The 19610-nt window shown below is 53.3% G+C and carries 16 protein-coding genes; 9 read left to right on the plus strand and 7 right to left on the minus strand.

Features of this window, described 5'->3' with window-relative positions:
- Positions 1 to 31: 31 nt before the first annotated feature.
- From OGM59_06410 to OGM59_06420, 3 genes are read right to left on the minus strand one after another with little or no spacing between them, the layout of a single operon-like run.
- The gene (locus OGM59_06410; GenBank protein ID UYI91764.1) at positions 32 to 1258 is read right to left on the minus strand and encodes an LL-diaminopimelate aminotransferase; all 1227 of its coding nucleotides are present in this window, start codon (positions 1256 to 1258) and stop codon (positions 32 to 34) included.
- Positions 1259 to 1278: 20 nt separating this feature from the next.
- Entirely contained in the window at positions 1279 to 2124 is an 846-nt protein-coding gene (gene dapF / locus OGM59_06415) for a diaminopimelate epimerase (protein UYI90336.1), read from the minus strand.
- Between the two features lie 18 nt (positions 2125 to 2142).
- A complete protein-coding gene (locus OGM59_06420) occupies positions 2143 to 2658 on the minus strand; it encodes an ANTAR domain-containing protein (GenBank protein ID UYI90337.1) in 516 nt (171 codons plus the stop codon).
- A gap of 266 nt (positions 2659 to 2924) precedes the next feature.
- Here OGM59_06420 and glgB point away from each other — a divergent pair, with 266 nt between their 5' ends.
- The 4 genes from glgB to glgA are packed head-to-tail and all read left to right on the plus strand — an operon-like array spanning position 2925 to position 8590.
- Positions 2925 to 4805 carry a 1,4-alpha-glucan branching protein GlgB gene (gene glgB, locus OGM59_06425; GenBank protein ID UYI90338.1) on the plus strand — a complete coding sequence of 627 codons (1881 nt, stop codon included), beginning with the start codon at positions 2925 to 2927 and terminating at the stop codon, positions 4803 to 4805.
- 11 nt (positions 4806 to 4816) lie between these two features.
- The gene (locus OGM59_06430; protein ID UYI90339.1) at positions 4817 to 6025 is read left to right on the plus strand and encodes a glucose-1-phosphate adenylyltransferase; all 1209 of its coding nucleotides are present in this window, start codon (positions 4817 to 4819) and stop codon (positions 6023 to 6025) included.
- A gap of 2 nt (positions 6026 to 6027) precedes the next feature.
- Positions 6028 to 7152 carry a glucose-1-phosphate adenylyltransferase subunit GlgD gene (gene glgD / locus OGM59_06435; protein ID UYI90340.1) on the plus strand — a complete coding sequence of 375 codons (1125 nt, stop codon included), beginning with the start codon at positions 6028 to 6030 and terminating at the stop codon, positions 7150 to 7152.
- A 13-nt stretch (positions 7153 to 7165) separates the two neighbouring features.
- Entirely contained in the window at positions 7166 to 8590 is a 1425-nt protein-coding gene (gene glgA / locus OGM59_06440; GenBank protein ID UYI90341.1) for a glycogen synthase GlgA, read from the plus strand.
- 52 nt (positions 8591 to 8642) lie between these two features.
- Here glgA and OGM59_06445 read toward each other — a convergent pair whose 3' ends face one another.
- The 4 genes from OGM59_06445 to OGM59_06460 form a co-directional block, all read right to left on the minus strand.
- Positions 8643 to 10637: a KUP/HAK/KT family potassium transporter gene (locus OGM59_06445; GenBank protein UYI90342.1), complete on the minus strand. Its 1995-nt coding sequence runs from the start codon at positions 10635 to 10637 to the stop codon at positions 8643 to 8645.
- A gap of 39 nt (positions 10638 to 10676) precedes the next feature.
- Positions 10677 to 11612 (minus strand): hypothetical protein, encoded by a 936-nt coding sequence (locus tag OGM59_06450; GenBank protein UYI90343.1) that lies wholly within the window; start codon positions 11610 to 11612, stop codon positions 10677 to 10679.
- 78 nt (positions 11613 to 11690) lie between these two features.
- Entirely contained in the window at positions 11691 to 12326 is a 636-nt protein-coding gene (locus tag OGM59_06455) for a TetR/AcrR family transcriptional regulator (GenBank protein UYI90344.1), read from the minus strand.
- 410 nt (positions 12327 to 12736) lie between these two features.
- A complete protein-coding gene (locus OGM59_06460; protein ID UYI90345.1) occupies positions 12737 to 13555 on the minus strand; it encodes a Cof-type HAD-IIB family hydrolase in 819 nt (272 codons plus the stop codon).
- A 183-nt stretch (positions 13556 to 13738) separates the two neighbouring features.
- Between OGM59_06460 and OGM59_06465 the strand changes: the two genes are divergently transcribed.
- The 5 genes from OGM59_06465 to OGM59_06485 all read left to right on the plus strand — a co-directional run bounded on the left by OGM59_06465 (position 13739) and on the right by OGM59_06485 (position 19609).
- Positions 13739 to 14839, plus strand: coding sequence for a hypothetical protein (locus OGM59_06465; protein UYI90346.1), 1101 nt, complete (start codon positions 13739 to 13741; stop codon positions 14837 to 14839).
- 424 nt (positions 14840 to 15263) lie between these two features.
- Complete coding sequence (locus tag OGM59_06470) at positions 15264 to 16037, plus strand: YmdB family metallophosphoesterase (GenBank protein UYI90347.1); 774 nt, start codon at positions 15264 to 15266, stop codon at positions 16035 to 16037.
- A gap of 2 nt (positions 16038 to 16039) precedes the next feature.
- Positions 16040 to 17524, plus strand: a complete 1485-nt coding sequence (locus tag OGM59_06475; protein UYI90348.1) for an ABC transporter substrate-binding protein — start codon at positions 16040 to 16042, stop codon at positions 17522 to 17524.
- A gap of 41 nt (positions 17525 to 17565) precedes the next feature.
- Positions 17566 to 17922: an Asp23/Gls24 family envelope stress response protein gene (locus tag OGM59_06480; GenBank protein ID UYI90349.1), complete on the plus strand. Its 357-nt coding sequence runs from the start codon at positions 17566 to 17568 to the stop codon at positions 17920 to 17922.
- Between the two features lie 25 nt (positions 17923 to 17947).
- On the plus strand, positions 17948 to 19609 hold the full coding sequence (locus OGM59_06485) for a DAK2 domain-containing protein (protein UYI91765.1): 1662 nt from the start codon (positions 17948 to 17950) through the stop codon (positions 19607 to 19609).
- Position 19610: the final 1 nt, after the last annotated feature.

Below are 19610 nucleotides of genomic sequence, written 5' to 3' on the forward strand. Positions count from 1 at the left end.
AAAAGATTGGTAAATTAAAGGGTGTGTGTTCTTATTTGTTTTGGGCAAAGTATGCCTTGATCCGCTCCACGGCCTCTACGGTCTTGTCCGCATTGCCGAAAGCAGTGAGCCGGAAAAAGCCCTCACCGGAGGGACCGAAGCCAGAACCGGGGGTGCCCACCACATGGGTCTTGTCCAGCAGCAGATCAAAGAACTCCCAGCTGGTCATGCCTTCCGGCACCTTCAGCCACACATAGGGGGAGTTCACCGCGCCGTAGCAAGTAAACCCGGCAGCCTGCATACCCTCAAAGATCACCTTGGCGTTCTTCTGATAATAGGCCAGGGTTTCCTTGATCTCCTTTTGCCCCTGCTCCGTGTAAACCGCTTCGGCCGCCCGCTGGGTAATGTAGCTAACGCCGTTAAACTTGGTGGCCTGGCGGCGTGCCCACATGGGGTTCAGGCTCTTGCCCTCAAACACACAGGCCTTGGGCACCACGGTATAACCGCAGCGCACGCCGGTAAAGCCGGCAGTCTTGGAGAAAGAACGCAGCTCAATGGCGCACTTCTCGGCGCCCTCAATCTCATAAATGGAATGGGGCACATCGTCCTCTACAATAAAGGCTTCATAGGCACTGTCAAAGATGATCAAAGCGTCATTGGCCAGCGCATAGTCTACCCACTTTTTCAGCTGCGCTTTGGTGGCGCACATACCGGTGGGGTTGTTGGGAAAGCACAGGTAGATCACATCCGGAGTCTCCTTCGGCAGATCGGGCATAAAACCGTTCTCCTCTGTGCAGGGCATATAGATAAAGTTGCTGTAAAAGCCGTCGGCGTTCTTGTCGCCGCTGCGGCCGTCCATGGTGTTGGCGTCCACATACACCGGGTACACCGGGTCACACACAGCGATCTTGTTGTCCACGCTGAACAGGTCGCCGATATTGCCGCAGTCGGACTTGGCGCCGTCGGACAAAAAGATCTCGTCTTTCTCAATCTTGACCCCGCGGGCAGCGTAATCGTGCTGCTGAATGGCGTCCAGGATAAATTCGTAACCGTGCTCCGGCGGATAGCCGCGGAAAGTGGCCTCGTTGGCCATCTCGTCCACCGCCTTGTGCATGGCGTCGATCACACTGGGCGCCAGCGGACGGGTCACATCGCCGATAGACAGACGGATAATATCTGCCTCCGGGTGCGCCTCCTGGTACTCCCGCTGCTTTCTGGCTACCGTTGAAAACAGATAAGAGCTTTCAATCTTAAAAAAGTTTTGGTTGATCTTCATTATTCTAAAAAACCTCCTGTGTTTTATAGATCTATCTTGCCGCTAAAGACAGTGGTGGCCGGGCCGGTCATCATGACGCTGTCCTGGGCCTTACCGCTCCAGCTGATCTGCAAGTCGCCGCCCAGCAGATGAACCGTCACCCGGTGGTCTACATAACCGCCCAAAATCGCCGCCACGGCGGTGGCACAGGCGCCGGTGCCGCAGGCCAAAGTCTCCCCGGAGCCGCGCTCCCACACCCGCATTTCGATGTTCTGCCGGTCCTGTACAAAGGCAAACTCTGTGTTGGTCCGATCCGGGAAGCAGGGATGGTGCTCAAACAGCGGTCCTACCTGCTCCAGCGGGAACTCCCGTGGCGAGCGGTCAATAAACACCACCGCGTGAGGGTTGCCCATGGAGACACAAGTCATTTTATACACTGTGTCGTGTACGGTAATAGGTACATCCACCGGCGGTTTGCAGTCCGTCACCACCGGAATGGCCGCCGGATCTAAAATCGGCGCACCCATATCCACACTGGCGCCCACGGCCACACCGTCCTGCACCTGAATGTCAATGGTCTTAACCGCACCCATGGACGCAATGGTCACGGTGGTCTTGTCCGTCAGCTTGTGGTCGTACACATATTTTGCCACGCAGCGGATCCCGTTGCCGCACATAGCGCCCCGGGAGCCGTCCGCATTGTACATCACCATTTCAAAATCGGCGTTCTGCCCCTTCTCAATGAGAATGATGCCGTCGCCGCCGATGCCAAAGTGCCGGTCGGAGAGCCGCACCGCCAGCTGAGAAGCCAGGTCCCGGTCCATGGGCTGCCGGGTGCAGTCAAAGTAAATATAGTCGTTGCCGCAGCCGTGCATCTTGGTAAATTCCATCAGAAAGCCGTCCTTTCGTTAGCGAAAATCGTTGATGATCTTTTGCGCCAGGTCCGTAATCTTCAGCCCGGTGCGCATACTCTCCTTTTGGAGAAAACGGTGGGCCTGCAACTCCGTCATATCCTGGGTGTTCATCAGCACCAGCTTGGCATTAGAGATCAAATCCTCATCCGCCTCCTTACGGCGGGTAAAGCTGCTTTTGCTGGAGACAAGCACCGCCACCGTTTGCAAAAACTCCTGCCGATCCAAGGGCAGGGTCAGGGTGATCAGGTTGCCCATATATTCTGTTTTGCCGTTCTTCGACAGTGCTACCACATCAAAGTCCGCAGGCAACTGCTCTGCCAAAGTACCGGCACCCATATCCCGCAGCAAAGAGGCACAGATGATCACGCCGGCGTCTTTCTCACCGGCAGCGCCCAACGCGCTGGAACCCAGGGCACAAATATGCGACACCCGGAACCCCTCGCCAACCAGCAAGGCACGCAGGCGCAGTGCCACCTCTTTGTTCGGGTACGCAATAATGATGTCCTTCATCTTCCGCTCCCGTTCCCCCATTAGATAAAAGTTATTATACCATATAAATACGCCTGGGTTCAATACAAAATGTGCACAGTTGCGCCCTGTGGGGACAAAAATTTTTGTCTATTCTTTACAGTCTGAAAGATTTGTAACAATATACACAAAAATGCGACAAATTTTACAAATTCTTGTAACAAACTATACGAAAATCCCTTGATTGACCGGTGCCAATGTGTTAAAATGAGAATGACTACAACCAAACTGAAAAGGGAGATGATAGAATGGAACAACTTAAAGAAGAATATCAGCTGCCGGTCTACCTCTTCCACGAGGGCAAAAACTATGAAGCATACCGTTTCTTCGGTGTTCATAAAATAAAAAAAGGTACCTACGCTTTTCGCGTGTGGGCGCCCCACGCCGTGGGTGTGGCTGTGGCCGGTGACTTTAACGATTGGTCCGAGACAGCCAACCCCATGACCCTCATTGCACCGGAGATCTGGGAAGCGGTGGTGGACGGTGTTTCCAAGTATGACTGCTACAAATACGCCATTCAAACGACGGACGGTCGCCTGCTGATGAAAGCGGACCCCTACGCCGTGCACCAAGAGACCCGACCGGGCACCGCCTCCAAGGTCTATGACCTGCCCAGCTACAAGTGGACGGACAGCGACTGGTTTGCCCGGCAAAAAGAAGTCTCTGTGCTGGACAAACCGGTGAATATTTATGAAATTCACTTTGGCTCCTGGAAGCAGCACGAGGACGGCACATTTCTTACCTACCGGGAAATGGCAGACACGCTGGTGCCCTATGTAAAGGATATGGGCTACACCCATATTGAGATGATGCCCATTATGGAGTATCCCTTCGACGGCTCCTGGGGCTATCAGGTCACCGGATACTTTGCCCCCACCTCACGCTATGGGGTACCGGAGGACTTAATGTACTTTATGGACACCTGTCACAAGGCGGGGATCGGCGTGATCCTGGACTGGGTGCCCGCCCACTTTCCCAAGGACGCGCACGGGCTGTACGCATTTGATGGGGAATGCACCTACGAGTACAGCGACCTGAAAAAAGGCGAGCACAAGGAATGGGGCACCCGGGTCTTTGACTACGGCAAAAATGAAGTGCGTTCTTTTCTCATCAGCTCTGCCATGTACTGGGCCGATCTGTTCCACTTTGACGGTATTCGGGTAGACGCAGTGGCCAGTATGCTGTACCTGGATTACGGCAGAGAGCCGGGAGAATGGACCCCCAATAAGGACGGCGGCAACGAGAACTACGAGGCGGTGGACTTCTTCCGCCAGCTGAACAGTGCGGTGCTCACCCGCCACCCGTCCATGATGATGATCGCCGAGGAGTCCACTGCTTGGCCCATGATCACCATGCCCCCGGATGTAGGCGGCCTGGGCTTTAACTTTAAGTGGAATATGGGCTGGATGAACGATATGCTCCGGTATATGAGCCTGGATCCACTGTTCCGCAAGGGCAACCACGACTGCATTACCTTTAGCTTTTTCTACGCCTTTAGCGAAAACTTTGTGCTGCCCATCAGCCACGACGAGGTGGTGCACGGCAAGTGCTCCCTAATCGGCAAAATGCCCGGCGAATACGACGATAAATTCAGCAGTATGCGTCTGTTCTTTGCCTATATGATGGCCCACCCGGGCAAGAAGCTGCTGTTTATGGGCAGCGAATTCGGCCAATTCAAGGAATGGGCGTACAAAGAGGGACTGGACTGGCTGCTGCTGGATTACGAAAAGCACCGCCAGCTGCAAGCCTTCTCTAAGGAACTGAACCACTTTTATACCGCGCACCCGGCGCTGTGGCAGATTGATTACAGCTGGGAGGGATTCCAGTGGATCAGCTCCGACGACAACAGCAACTCGGTGATCGCCTTCCGCCGCATAGACCGAGACGGCAAGGATCTGATCACGGTATTTAACTTCACCCCCAACGATCACGAGGACTACCGCATCGGTGTGCCGGAAAAGGGCACTTATAAAGTGGTCATGGACACGGCGCTGAAAAAATACGGCGGCACCAAACCCCGACTGTGCGGCACCTACAAAACGAAAAAAATACCTATGCACAATATGGAGCAAAGCATCAGCCTGAAACTCAGCGGACTGTCTGCCTTGTATCTTGAAAAAATAAAGTAAGGAGAACCACTATGGCACACAAAACAAATGTTGTTGCAATGCTGCTGGCCGGCGGCCAGGGCAGCAGACTGGGCGTGCTCACCAAAAACATTGCCAAGCCTGCCGTACCCTACGGCGGCAACTACCGCATCATCGACTTTCCGCTATCCAACTGCGTCAACAGCGGTATTTACACCGTTGGCGTACTGACCCAATATCAGCCGCTGGAATTGAACGACTATTTGGGCAACGGTCAGCCCTGGGATCTGGACCGCCAAAACGGCGGCGTACATATTCTCTCCCCTTATGAGGCCATCGGCGGCGCCGAGTGGTATAAGGGCACGGCCAACGCCATTTACCAAAACATCAATTTTATTGAGAAGTACGACCCGGAATATGTAGTGGTGCTCTCCGGCGACCACATCTACAAGATGAACTACGCCAAGATGATCGACTTCCACAAAAAACACAATGCGGACTGTACCATCGCTGTGCTGGAGGTGCCGTGGGAGGAGGCCTCCCGCTTTGGTATTCTGGCTACCGACGAGGACGACCGTATTTACGAATTTGCCGAGAAGCCGGCCCAGCCCAAGAGCAACAAAGCCTCTATGGGCGTGTATGTATTCAGCTGGAGCAAGCTGCGCCAGTACCTGGAGCTGGACGAGGCAGACCCCAACTCTGCCAACGACTTTGGCAAGAATGTGATTCCTGCCATGCTGAACGCCGGCGAGCGGCTGTTTGCCTATCCCTTCTCCGGCTACTGGAAAGATGTGGGCACCATTGACAGCCTGTGGGAGGCCAACCTGGATATTATCAATCCCAATGTAGATCTGGATCTGTCCGACAAAAGCTGGCGCATTTACAGCCGCAACCCCATGGCGCCGCCCCACTATATCGGTAAAAGCGCGGTGGTGGAGAACAGCTCCATCAGCGAGGGCTGCGAGATCGAGGGCAACGTGGATTACAGCGTGATCTCCTCCAATGTGACCATTGAGGCCGGTGCCGATGTGCGTTACAGCGTGGTGATGCCCGGCGCGCATATTCAAAAGGGTGCCAAGGTGTATTATTCCATCGTGGCCGAGAACGCGGTCATTCAGGCGGACGCCAAGGTCGGCGAAATTCCAGAGCAGCTGCAAAATCCGGCAGACTGGGGCATTGCCGTTATCGGTGCAGGCGCTACCGTCACCGGCAAGAGGGACATTGCACCCGGTGAAATGATCAAAAGCGGCGAGGAGGTATAAGCATGAACGGAAAATCTGTACTGGGCATTATCTTTGCCAATATTCATGAGGAGGCGCTGGATACCCTAACGGCACAGCGCACCATGGGCTCCGTGCCCTTCTGCTCCCGCTACCGGCTCATTGACTTTCCCCTGTCCAACATGGTGGAGAGCGGCATTACCAAGATCGGCGTGATCACCAATGCCAACTTTCGCTCTCTGATGGATCATGTAGGCACCGGCAAGCCCTGGGACCTGAGCCGCAAGAACGACGGACTGTATCTGCTGCCTCCGTTCTCTGTTAACTCCGCTACCATGTGGGGGAACCGAATTGACGCCATTTTCGGCAACATTCAGTTCCTGAACCAGTCCAACCAGGACTATGTGCTGATGAGCGACTGCAACCAAGTGCTGAATATGGACTACGAAAAGCTGTTTGACGCCCACGAGCAAAGCGGCGCCGATGTGACCATTGTCGGCGTGCACGGTGAAATGCCCACGCATGTTGGCTCTGTTTTGGTGTTTGACCAGGTGGCAGAGGACGGCCGCATTACCGGCATGAGCCTGTGCCCGGAGGGCCGGGGCGAAGTCTTTTACAGCTGCAACATCGTGCTGATGCAAAAGGCGCTGTTTGAGTCTTTGGTCACTGCCGCCCACAGCAAAAACGAAATTTCTTTCCAGCGCAATGTGCTGCTGAAGAATGTAGATCACTTAAAGATCCACGCTTATGACGCCAGCGACTGCTTTGTGGGCACCATTCAGTCCCTGCAAAGCTATTACGACATCTCCATGCGGGTGCTGGAGAAGGAGAGCCGCCGCCGTCTGTTCAATCCGAACAAGCCCATTTCTACCAAGGAGCGGGACGATATGCCCTCCCTGTACGGCCCGGATTCCGCCACCAAGAACTCTTTGGTGGCCGACGGCTGCATCATTGACGGCACGGTAGAAAACTGCATTATCTTTAAGGGCGTCAAGATCGGCAAGGGCGCCGTGGTCAAGGACTCCATCCTGATGCAGGACACGGTGATCGGCGACAACGCTAAGGTAAACTGCGTGATCGCAGACAAAGATGTATCCATTAAGCACTCGGTAGAGCTGAGCGGCGCGCCCAACTTCCCGGTGTACCTGAGCAAAAAAACCAGAATTTAAGGAGGCAAATATTATGAAAGTTCTTTTTGTTGCCTCGGAGGCACTGCCGTTTATGGCCTCCGGTGGGCTGGGCGATGTGGCCGGCTCGCTGCCCGCCGCCCTGCGCAAGCGGCTGATCGGCTGCCGGGTCGTTATGCCCCTGTATGACAGCATTCCTCAGGAGCTGAAGGACCAAATGCAGTTCATCACCTCCATCTCCGTGCCGGTGGCCTGGCGCCGCCAGTATTGCGGTATTTTTGAGGCCAAGCACAACGGCGTGATTTACTATCTGCTGGATAACCAGTATTACTTTAAGCGGGACGGTATTTACGGCCATTATGACGATGCAGAGCGCTTTGCGTTCTTTGCCCGTGCGGTACTGGAAATCATCCCCGCCATTGACTGGAAGCCGGACATTATTCACTGCAACGACTGGCAAAGCGCCTTAACGCCCCTGTATTACAGCTGCTATTATGCCAACCGAATGGGGTATGAAAACATTAAAACCGTATTCACCATTCACAACATTCAGTACCAGGGCAAGTACGGCGACGAGCTGCTGGAGGATGTGCTGGGCATCGCCCCGGAGGACAACAATCTCATTCTCTACGACGGACTGGTGAACTTTATGAAGGCGGGCATTGAGTGCGCCAATAAAGTGACCACCGTGTCCCCCACCTATGCCAAAGAAATCCTGGATCCCTGGTACAGTTACGGGCTGGATCCCATTTTGAATCAACGCAGCTGGAAGCTGTGCGGCATCTTAAACGGTATTGACACCGAGCTGTACAACCCGGAGACGGATAAAATGATCTGGGCCAATTACAGCAGTGCAGACTTTGCCAACAAGGCCAAGAATAAAGAAGAGCTGCAAAAGAAAATGGGCTTGGCCGTGCGGCCGGATGTGCCTGTTATCGGTATCGTTACCCGCCTGGTAGGGCACAAGGGCGTGGACCTGATGCAGGCAGTGCTGGAAAAGAGCCTGTGGGAGCGGGATGTGCAGTATGTGATACTGGGCAGCGGCGAGTGGCAGTATGAAAGCTTCTTCCGTGAGTTGCATGACAAGTACCCGGACAAAGTGGGTCTGACCCTGGGCTTTGTGCCGGATCTGGCACACAAAATCTACGCCGGTGCGGATATGTTCTTAATGCCCAGCAAAAGCGAGCCCTGCGGCCTGTCCCAGATGGTGGCGCTGCGCTACGGCACCGTACCCATTGTGCGGGAGACCGGCGGGCTGAAAGACTCTATCACCGACAGCGGTGACGGCGAGGGCAACGGCTTTACCTTTAAGACCTATGACGCCTACGATATGCTGGGCGCCATCTACCGAGCAGTGGAAGTCTATAACCAACCCAAGGACTGGAAGGTGCTGGTACAGCGGGCGCTGGACTGCGATATGAGTTGGGGCAAATCTGCCAACGAATATATCCGTATGTACCGCTCTTTGCTGAAAGACTAAACACAGGCAAATAAAAAAACGAACACCGCACGGTGTTCGTTTTTTATTTGCCTTATTTTGTTTTCACAAAGGGATTAAAATGCTTGCTGCGAATAAACAACGGCACATATTCAATCACTAAGTTTGAATTTTCCAGCCCGTACCATTTGTCCGGCGAGCCTGCCATTTTTCTGATCTTGTACTTTAAGCGCACAGCCAGCTTTTGCAAATGGGATATGTCGCTTTCCGGCGCCAGGGTTTTACGAATGTGATAGAACCGAAAGCTCCCGGTGGTTGCGTTTTTGTAAATCGAATATTTTCGCACCTGTTGCGGCAAAGCGCCGGTGGCCACCAGATCTGAAATAATCTGACGCAGATACACATTGACGCGCTGGGGCACCTTAAAGCCTAACCGAATGGTGACAAAAAACACATAGTCGGTGCCGTAAGATTCCACCGTATAGTCTGAGGTGAACGGCTCATCCGTCACCTGAATGTGGATAAACCAGTAAGCAGAGGCACGCTTCGGTCCCTTATCTAAGATGGAATATAGAATATCCCGATCCATATACTCCGGATCACTGTTGTTGGTAATATAGACCAAATTCTCACAAATTTGCGGCACAGACGCATCCTGGCGCAAAGCCTGAAGTATTGGCAAGTACTGCCGCATCTTCAACGGCACGCCCTGCATACGCTCCACCTGCGTGCCCAAGTACCAAGACAACATAACAACAAACAGCGCTGCCGCAATCAGCACGGCAAAATAGCCGCCCTTGAAGAACTTGGTTAAACTGGAGACAAAGAAGAACAGCTCTATAAATGCAAACACCAAACCGATAACCACAGCGGCAATCCGGCGTTTCTTTCTCTTAAACAAATAAACCGTCAGCAAAAATGTGGTCATCAACATGGTCACGGTAATGGACAAACCGTAGGCTGCTTCCATATGCGCCGCCGTCCGAAACAGCAAGACCACCGCGCAGCAACCCACCCACATAACGGAATTTACAAGCGGAATATACAACTGCCCTTTTGTTTGAGACGGATATGTAATTTGCATATGCGGCATCAAATCCAGGCGAATCGCCTCTGAAACCAGCGAAAACGAGCCGGTAATCAACGCCTGCGAAGCAATAATGGCAGCAACGGTACTTAAAATAACCGCAAAGGGACGCCACTGCGGCGGCAGCATTTGAAAGAACGGATTCATACCGTCCATAGCCTGCAGCGCAGCATTGTCTTTGTTTGAAAGAATCCAGGCGCCTTGACCCATATAGTTCAGCAACAAGCACACCTTGATGAACGGCCAGCTGGTATAAATATTCTGCTTTCCTACATGGCCCATATCGGAATATAGCGCTTCTGCACCGGTTGTTGCCAAAAATACGCTGCCCAGAATCATAAAGCCGGCTTTGTTGTAAGGACTAAACAAGATGCGCACCGCATAAATGGGATTCAGCGCCTGCAAAATATACAAGTTCCCGCTGATATGCGCCACGCCGGTTATGCCTAAAAACAGAAACCAAACCAACATAATCGGGCCGAATGCTTTGCCCAGCAAACTGGTACCGGCTTTTTGGCAGGCAAACAAAACAGAAATAATAATCAATGTAATCAAGATGACACGATTTTGGTCATTATTCAGCAGTTGGTCAAAAACAGAAATGCTGTGCAAGCCCTCAATGGCCGTAGTAATGGTAACGGCCGGCGTGAGCACACCGTCTGCCAGCAGCGCCGCACCGCCTAACATGGCCGGAATGACTAAGTACTTGCCATAGTTCTTGACCAAGCTGTAAAGTGCAAAAATACCGCCCTCACCGTTATTATCCGCCTTCATGGCAACCACCACATACTTCACGGTGGTAATCAGGGTTACTGTCCAAATAATCAAGGATAACGACCCGATGATAAATGCACGGTTCACCGTTTGCAAACCGCCGTTATTTTCGATAATAGACTTCAGCACATACATAGGCGATGTGCCGATATCGCCATACACAACCCCGATGGTTACCAGCAGCATGGCCGGTGTAACCACTCGCTTTTTCAACGTCTTTTCTCTCATAAGATACACGCTTTCTGCTTCTTAATGCTCACTTTTTATTTACATCCACTTTTTGCGCTTAAAGACGGCTACAAGCACGCCAACCACAAGCGCAGAAAGCACAATTACACTGAAATATCCATATTTCCAGGTCAACTCCGGCATATTGCGAAAATTCATTCCGTACCAGCCCACGATCACCGTAAGCGGCAGAAACACGGCTGTCAACACGGTAAACAGCTTCATGGTCTCGTTCAGCTTTAAGTCCAGATAAGCCTGGTAAGCATCTCGCAAATGAACGATACTGTCTCGCAGCAGGTCCACATTCTCCCGCAGACGCACAGCCTTGTCTGTAAAGATCTTAAAGTACCGCAGATCCTCTCGCTCAAAGATCTCGTTCTCATTCTCCTCCAGTGCCTCGCCGATGTCAATTAGCTGCTCATAGTAGTTGCGCAAGACGGACAGTTCCTTTTTCTTATGCAGCAACTCCATGTTGAAGTCCGAACCGGCCTTATCCTGAAGCACATACTCCTCCATCCGGTTGATCTCAAATTCCGTGTCCTCCAGCGCCTTATTGTCACCGGACACCAAACTTTCCAAAAACGCATAGATCAGCTTTTCCAGCGTAATATTGGCACAACTGAACCGGTGAAGGGCGCTGATAAATTTGTTGCGGGTGGAGCAGTCCGCATCGTTAATATCCACCAGCAGCAAAAAATTCTTTTTAACATAAAAGGCCAGGCAGTCCTCCCGGGCACGGGCATTGGCCGCGTCCGTAATCTTTAAGGTGCCAAAGCTGTAATCGTCGTACACCTCAATATTGGAGCGGAAGTAGCGGTTCTCCTCCTTGCACTGCTGTACAGTAGAAGGACTAAAGCCGAACTTCTCATAATGGGCGTCCAACTCCGCCAAGGTAATGTATGCCGCACACACCAAATTGGGGTCTCGGTCCTGCGGCTCAATGGTGGTCAGTTCGTCGCTGTATTGGTAAAACACTTGCCGTACCTCCCGATTTCCTGCTTTGTACCTATAAGTATATCCACTTTTGCCCAGCAGTCAAGTCAAATAAAGCATTTATGCCAAAATGCCGTAAAGCAGCATTTGGATGAACCGATCGTAACGATGCAAAAGTTCTTGCCGCTCCCGCTCCATTCCGGCCGTATCGCCCTCGGCTTTCAAATCCACCACCCGGTGCATATACTGGATCAGCAAGTGGTTATACATGACCCGCATGGTGCTGTAAAGCTCCTCATCAGACACATTCACTCTTTCATGGGCGGTATGAATGATCTCCAGCGTCTTATCCTTCATACATGCATCAAAACGATGACTTTGTTCCATTAGTCGGCTACGCAATGCTTCGTTGGTCAAATGCAGGCAATACCAAATCAGAGACAGCGCTTCCGGGTCATCACACCAAAAATCAATACATTCCTTGTAATACACATGCAAATTGGCAGCAACACCCTGCTCCGGATCCGGCGAAAATGCACATATACCTGCAACCAGTCGATCCACAATGCGTTGCACACAAGCCACAAGCAAATCGTCCTTGGAAGCGTAATAATGGTACAGCTTGCCCTTGGAAATACCATTCTCCCGACACAGCTGGTTCAGATTGGCATTGTCCGGTCCCTGTCGGGCAAAGCTGCGAATCGCCGCTTCTTCAATACATTCTCGACTGCGTCGATTCTTTTCTTCCTGTTTCATAGATTGTCCATTCCTTTATATATTGCATCTCTTCAAGCCGGTCCGCTCTCCCACCGCAAAATCCAAAGCACACATCCTATTATACTGCGTCACAGGATAGCGGCTCATTATTTATAGCATATTTCGTAACTTTTGTCCACTTTTTACCTCTCCGCGATCCTTTTGCCAACAACATACAGGCTGCGCTTTTTCATAAGGAAGGTTAAAAACCATCTTTCCCTTCGCCGCCATTTGCAGAGGTTCCGGTTCGTTTTTGAATTCCCTGTCATTTCGGAGCTTGGTTTTCTCTATAATCATTGCAAGAATGCAAATATCAGTCCGCTTTTGCAATAAGCAAAAGCCACCGCCGGCAGATTGCTCTGCCGGCGGTGTTATTTTTATCTTTTATTCTATTGCTTACACCACAATGCTTAATCGGAAAGCACATACTGCTCAATGGCCTTGGCTACGCCGTCTGCGGTATTGGCCTCTGCCCGGTAGCGGGCGGTGGCTTTACATTCCGGCGCGCCGTTCTCCATGGCAAAGGAGTAGTGAGCAAAGGCGAGCATGGGACAGTCGTTGCCTGCGTCGCCAAAACTCATCACCTGCTCCGGCTCAATCTTCAGTTGCCGGGCAATACCCGCCAATGCCGCGCCCTTGTTGGCGCCGGGAGCGGTACACTCCAATTCATTAGGCAGAGAGGAAACCACCTCCAGCCCCTGGCCCTCCAGCACAGACCGCACCCAATCCGCTTGCTCCGGGTTCAGATCATAAACGGCAATACTCTCTGCGCCTTTGTCCGCTTTATCCAGCAGGTTCTCCTCCCGGTGCGCCTTGGCCATATACTGCTCCAAAACCGCATGGGGCAAACTATTACTGCTGTAATAAGGTAGACGGGCTTCTTCCAAATACATACCGCCGTCCCAATACACATTATAATACAGCGGCTGTGGCGCCAAGGTTTGCAAAATGCGCTGCACTGCCTTTGGTGGGATCAGCTGCTGGCAAATATGGGCATCGTTCTTCCGGTCATACACCGCCGCGCCGTTGGAGTAGATCACATAGTCTACAAAAGGCACCTGCGCCGTTACATGGTCAATAAAATCCAAGGTGCGACCGGTGGCAATCGCCAAGCACACGCCCCGGTCGTGGGCCGCCTGCAACGCCGCCACCGTGCGGGGACTGACGGTCAGGTGGTCACCGGACATTAAGGTGCCGTCTAAATCTGTGGCAATCAATTTGATGGACATAAACACGCCTCCGTTCTTCAAATACCGGGCATATTATAGCAAATTCTTGCCCTATGCGCAACGCAAAGCCGGGAAATCCGCAATTTTAGTTGACGAAACAAAGAAATTGTGCTTTAATTAGAGTTTGACAACCGCTGCAAACGCCACGCAGCACCTTTTTCCAACAGATGGAGGGATTCGGTTATGAAACGATGGGGCACCATACTCTGCCTTTGTTTGCTGCCCATACTGCTGTTCTCTGCCTGTGCAGAGGCCACGGCACAAGTTGATTTTGTTGCCAACAAAGATGTTAAAAAGATCTTTGACGATGTGCACACTGTAGGCTACATTTTGGACGATATTCGTAAGGTGGATTTCTACAAAGAAATGCAGCCCAACGACAGCTACACCAAAAAACAGGTGAAAAGCACGAAGCTGGACACCACCGTAACCAAATATTACAGAAACGAGGACCTGGTGTACGCCGCATACGAAAAAGGCGGCAAGCAGATGACCGAGTGCCACCTGCGCTCCACCCACTCCAACGACCTGACCGTCACCTATACGGACGCGGATGGCAAGCGCACCGGCGTGTCCATTCTCTGTGAGGACGATAAGGGCAGCTACCGTGTTACCTTTGACCAAGGGCTGAACACCCAATCTCCCTACGGTGCCGACCGCTTTACCATTTGGATCTCGCCGGAGGCGGACAATGCCACCTTTAACAGCGAATGTACCTACGAGGCGGTCTACGCCGACGGCAAGCTCACCTGCACCCTGGTCAGCGCCAACTACTACGACAAAAAAGGCGGGTTCAAGCACTTTACCCACACCACGGACAAAAACGGCGTAACCCAGGAAAGCAGCCAGCCGATTTACAACAAATCCGACGCGAACGAGGCTATGATCGGCGACAGCGTAGACATTCTGCGCCATGTGGAAAAATGGGACGGCGTAGAGGCTGCCCAGGTGCGTATGGGCACCCACGCCTTCAGCTACACAGAAAAAAAGGACACCACCTATTGGTACATTGACAGCCAAGTGCGCTTTCTCTTTAGAAATAAGGAAAAGGCCGCTGCTTTTAACGCCCGCTACGGCGGCGATGGGGTTAAGACCTTAAAGCACACGGACGCCCCTTACGCGGTGAACTTCTCCCGGTGTAATTTACAGATCGCCTCCGACTGTACCTTCCCCGGCGACCAGAACCTGGGCGAATTTGCAGTGACGGACTTTAAGAACAATCCATACTACAATGTAACCTTTGACGCAGACGGCGTGCTCACCTCTTTTCAAAAAGTAAAATAACCCAATCGACTCCCCTTGTGTATGCAAGGGGAGTTATTGTATTAAAAGCGAGCGAATGATAGGCGCAATCCCACCGTTTCGCTTCGCTCAGCACCTCCCTTTACAAGGAAGGCAAATCAACACAACTTGGCTCCCCTTATTTTCTAAGGGGAGCTGGCGCGCTTGCGCGACTGAGGGGATAAAAGCATAAGTAAATCCATCCACTTTGCATACCCACGATGTAGGGTACGATGCCGCATCACCCCATAGACGGCCGCACAATTTGTCAAAAGAATATACAACCGGTAAAACTCTGTATGCACCCGCGTATTCAAAAGTTGCGAAAGTATTAAATTTAAGCCCCATCCTTGTAATTACACCGGGGATATAGTATAATATTTCTGCTATAACACCTGACCCTGCGTCAGATAGAAACGGTGTACAAGTGAAGATTTTAACCATTGGCGATGTAGTCGCCCGGCAAGGCTGTGACTGCCTGCGCCATATACTGCCCGGCTTAAAGCGAGAGCTGGGTGCCAAATTAACCATTGTAAACGGTGAGAACTCCGCCGTCGGCAACGGCATACTGCCCGGCAGCGCCCAGTTTATTTTTGACAGCGGCGCCGATGTGATTACCCTGGGCAACCACGGCCTGCGCCGGCGGGAGATCTACCCGATGCTGGAAGAGAACGAGTTTTTGCTCCGTCCGGCCAACTACCACCCCTCGGCCCCCGGTCGGGGCAGCGTACTGCTGGATATGGGCGCCGTTCAAGTGGGGATCATCAGCCTGCTAGGTGCCGCCTTTATGGAGCCCATTGCCAACCCTTTTGACGCGGCGGACCGGGAGGTACACCGCCTGAAAGAAGCGGGAGCGCATATCATTCTCATTGACTTCCATGCCGAGGCCACCGCAGAAAAGCGAGCCCTTGGCTACTATTTAGACGGCCGTGTGTCTGCCCTTTTCGGCACCCACACCCATGTGCAGACGGCAGACGAACAGGTGCTGCCCGGCGGCACCGGCTACATTACGGACCTGGGCATGACCGGGCCCCAGCACAGTGTGCTGGGGGTCAGCCCCCAGGCAGCCATTGAAAAAATGCGCACCGGCCTGCCTGTGCGCTTTACCAACCCGGACGGACCTTGCGTGCTGGAAGGCTGCCTGTTTGATATTGACGAAAAAACCGGCAAGACCCGCAGCTGCACGCGCATTAGGAGGTAACCATGGGCAAGAGGAGTTTTGCTCTTTTGCTGGCGCTGGTGCTGACCGCCACCCTCTTCTCGGCGTGCACCAAAGGCACCACCGGCCAAACAGAGACCACCGCAAAGGCACAAACCACCTTTGCTACGGACAATGACAATTTCAAATTAAGCTACACCCAATCGGACAGCCTGGATCCTTTTGCCGCCAAGACCCAAAACAATCAGGTGCTGGCGGACCTGGTGTTTGAGAGTCTGTTTGACCTGGACGGCAACTATACCGCCCAGCCCAACCTGGCCACCGGCTATGAATTTACAAACAGCACCACCCTCAAGGTGATCGTGCCCAGCGGTCTGACTTTCTCGGACAAGTCGGCGCTCACCGTCGCAGACGTGGTGTACAGCTTTGAGCAGGCCAAGAACTCCCCCGCCTACGGCAGCGCTCTGCAAGGGATTCGCTCCGCCACGGCAGAGGACAACAACACCGTGGTGTTTACCCTGCGCCACCCCTCCCCTTACGGGCAAAATCTGCTGACCTTCCCCATCGCCAAGGCAAATACCAAAGGCAAGTATCCCATCGGCAGCGGGCGCTACCGCTACAAATCCACCCAGAACGGTCCGGTGCTGGCGGCCAACGTGACCGCCGACTTTAACCCCCACATCACCACCATTCACCTGGTGAACATTGCGGCGGCGGACTCCATTGACAATGCTGTGAATATCGGCAACATCACCTATGCCTATCGGGATCTGTCCGAGAACAGCGCGAAGCGCATGACCGCCACCAAAAAGCAGATTAGCCAAAACAACTTGGTGTATATCGGCTTTAACAACCGATCCGGTGCCTTTGCAAACGCTCATTTGCGCAAGGCCGTGAGCCTGGCGGTGGACCGCAACGCGCTGGCTAAGAGCGCCTATGCCGGCTACGCCACCGCTGCCCGCAGCGTATATAACCCCGCCTTCGGATTGGCAGCCAGCACCCGCCTGTTTGCAGAAGCAGCAGACGCGGCAGCCGCCAAGCAGCAGATCGCCCTGTCCAAAGTCAGCGACAGTGCCTTAAAGATCACGCTGCTGGTCAATCAGAACGACAACCGGCTGGCCGCCGCCAATCAGATCAAAACGGCGTTGGAAGCGGCAGGCTTTACCGTACAACTGCAAGTGAGCAAATTCAGCGACTATAAGGCGCGGATTAAAAATTTAAACTATGACCTCTATATCGGCGAGGTCAAGCTGCAAAACGATATGTGCCTTTACCCCTTCTTCAGTACCGACGGGGCCGCCCGCTACGGCATCAGCCAAGACAAGGGCAGTACGGCCGCCCTGTACCGGGACTACACCGCCGGCAAAACGGAGCTGGGCAAATTTATGCTCTCGTTTAGCGAGGAAATGCCATTTGCCCCCCTATTGTACCGCAAGGGGATGATCTGCTATTCCAAGTCCCTGAGAGGCGATATTCAGGGGCAGTACGGCAACTTCTTTGCCAATATAGAAGACTGGTATTTTGGATAAAAACGCCCCGGCGTTTGCAATAAATCACGGAGGATATATTGATGATTAAATTTGAAAATCCCAACGGATACATTGAGATCACCAACGCCTATTTCGCCACCCTTGTAGGGCGTGCCGCCCAGTCCTGCTTTGGCGTGACCGGTATGGTTAACGGCAGTGCTTACGAGTCCATCGTCAGCGCCATTAAGAGCAAGGCCACCGGCGAAAAATTCAACCAAGGCGTGTCCGTCAAGAGCGTGGACGGTCAGTTGCAGATTGAGCTGCACATCTCCGTCTCTTACGGTGTCAACATCACTGCCATTGTGGACAGCATCATCAACAAGGTGCGCTACACGGTGGAGGAAGCCACAGACCTGAAGGTCAACACCGTCAATGTGTATGTGGATGCACTGAACTAACCTTAGAATGGGAGAACATCACATGATGATAACAGGACTTATGTTCCGGGACGGGGTCATCTCCGGCTCAAACAACATTGCCAACAACCGCCAGGCCGTAGACGCACTAAACATTTTTCCCGTGCCGGACGGCGACACCGGCACCAATATGAGTATGACGATCGGCGCTGCCGCCAAGGAAATGGCAGTGCTGCCGGAAAACTGCACGGTGGAGGAAGCCTCCTCCCGCTGCGCCTCTGCCCTGCTGCGGGGCGCTCGAGGCAACTCCGGCGTCATTCTTTCGCTGATCTTTCGCGGATTTTCCAAGGCGCTGCGCGGCATGGAAGAAGCGGACGGCGCTGCCGTGGCCGCTGCCTTTCGCAAGGGCGTAGACGCAGCCTATAAAGCGGTTATGAAGCCTACGGAGGGCACCATTCTGACCGTGATCCGCAAGGCGGCGGAAGCGGCGGAGCAAATCGCCGCCTCCAATAACGACGCCTGGGCCGTGTGCTGCGCAGCCATGGCTGCCGCAGAGGAAGCCCTGGCAAAAACGCCGGAACAGCTGCCGGTGCTGAAAAAGGCCGGCGTGGTAGATGCCGGTGGGCAGGGCCTGGTTCTGATTTTCCAGGGTATGGGTGCCGTGCTTGAAAAAGGTACCGTGGTGCAGCCCATTGCCGGCAGCGCCGTCACGCCGGTACAAACCCCGGACAAAAGCACCGTGGCCGCCGCCTCCGGTGAGATTGAATTCGGCTACTGCTCGGAATTTTTGATTGAAAAAGATCGCCACGCCCCTCAGCAGGATCCGCTGCGGCTGCGGGCGTACCTGGAGTCCATCGGCGACTGCGTCGTGGTGGTGGACGACAGCGATATTATCAAGGTACATGTGCATTCCAACTGCCCCGGCGATGTGATCCAGGCTGCGCTGAAATACGGCCAGCTGATCAATATTAAGATCGACAACATGCGCTACCAGCACCGCAATGCGGAGGAGGGCGTGAAACAGAACGACACACCGCCCCAACCCACCGTAGTGCAGCCGGAGAATGACTACGGCTTTGTGGCCGTATGCGCCGGTGATGGACTAAAGGAACTGTTTACCGACATTGGCGCCGACACAGTTGTCAGCGGCGGGCAAACCATGAACCCATCCACCGACGATATTTTGAACGCCATTATGGCCACCCCCGCCAAGACGGTGTTTGTGCTGCCCAACAATAAAAACATCATTATGGCTGCCGAGCAGGCCATTCCCCTGGCCAAGGACCGCCAGGTGCGGGTGCTGCAAACCAAAACCATTCCCCAGGGGATCAGCGCCATGCTGGTGTTTGACGAAACCCAGTCTGCCGACGACAATCAGATGGCCATGATGGACGCCGCCGCCCATGTGGAGACCGGTTCTGTCACCTTTGCCGCCAGAGACAGCGAGCTGGACGGCCGCCCCATTAAACAGGGCGAAATTATGGGTATGTGTGGCAGCAAGATCAAATTCCTGGGCGATGACATTGTGGACATTGCCTTTAAGACCGTTGACAAGCTGTTTAAGCGGGGCGAGCATGCCCTGGTGACCCTGATCTACGGTGCAGATGCCACCGAGGAACAGGCCCAGGAACTGGAAAACCGCCTAAGCGAGAAATACGGCAGCGATATGGAAATCAGCATTGTAGACGGCGGACAGCCCATCTACTACTTCCTGCTTTCTGTTGAGTGAT

It is taken from the genome of Oscillospiraceae bacterium (assembly GCA_025757685.1).
Lineage (GTDB): Bacteria > Bacillota > Clostridia > Oscillospirales > Acutalibacteraceae > CAG-217.

Coding starts and splice junctions, on each gene's coding strand:
- dapF (UYI90336.1), bottom strand. CDS start 2,124: ATGGAATTTACCAAGATGCACGGCTGCGGCAACGACTATATTTACTTT.
- OGM59_06420 (UYI90337.1), bottom strand. CDS start 2,658: ATGAAGGACATCATTATTGCGTACCCGAACAAAGAGGTGGCACTGCGC.
- glgB (UYI90338.1), top strand. CDS start 2,925: ATGGAACAACTTAAAGAAGAATATCAGCTGCCGGTCTACCTCTTCCAC.
- OGM59_06430 (UYI90339.1), top strand. CDS start 4,817: ATGGCACACAAAACAAATGTTGTTGCAATGCTGCTGGCCGGCGGCCAG.
- glgD (UYI90340.1), top strand. CDS start 6,028: ATGAACGGAAAATCTGTACTGGGCATTATCTTTGCCAATATTCATGAG.
- glgA (UYI90341.1), top strand. CDS start 7,166: ATGAAAGTTCTTTTTGTTGCCTCGGAGGCACTGCCGTTTATGGCCTCC.
- OGM59_06445 (UYI90342.1), bottom strand. CDS start 10,637: ATGAGAGAAAAGACGTTGAAAAAGCGAGTGGTTACACCGGCCATGCTG.
- OGM59_06455 (UYI90344.1), bottom strand. CDS start 12,326: ATGAAACAGGAAGAAAAGAATCGACGCAGTCGAGAATGTATTGAAGAA.
- OGM59_06460 (UYI90345.1), bottom strand. CDS start 13,555: ATGTCCATCAAATTGATTGCCACAGATTTAGACGGCACCTTAATGTCC.
- OGM59_06465 (UYI90346.1), top strand. CDS start 13,739: ATGAAACGATGGGGCACCATACTCTGCCTTTGTTTGCTGCCCATACTG.
- OGM59_06475 (UYI90348.1), top strand. CDS start 16,040: ATGGGCAAGAGGAGTTTTGCTCTTTTGCTGGCGCTGGTGCTGACCGCC.
- OGM59_06480 (UYI90349.1), top strand. CDS start 17,566: ATGATTAAATTTGAAAATCCCAACGGATACATTGAGATCACCAACGCC.
- OGM59_06485 (UYI91765.1), top strand. CDS start 17,948: ATGATAACAGGACTTATGTTCCGGGACGGGGTCATCTCCGGCTCAAAC.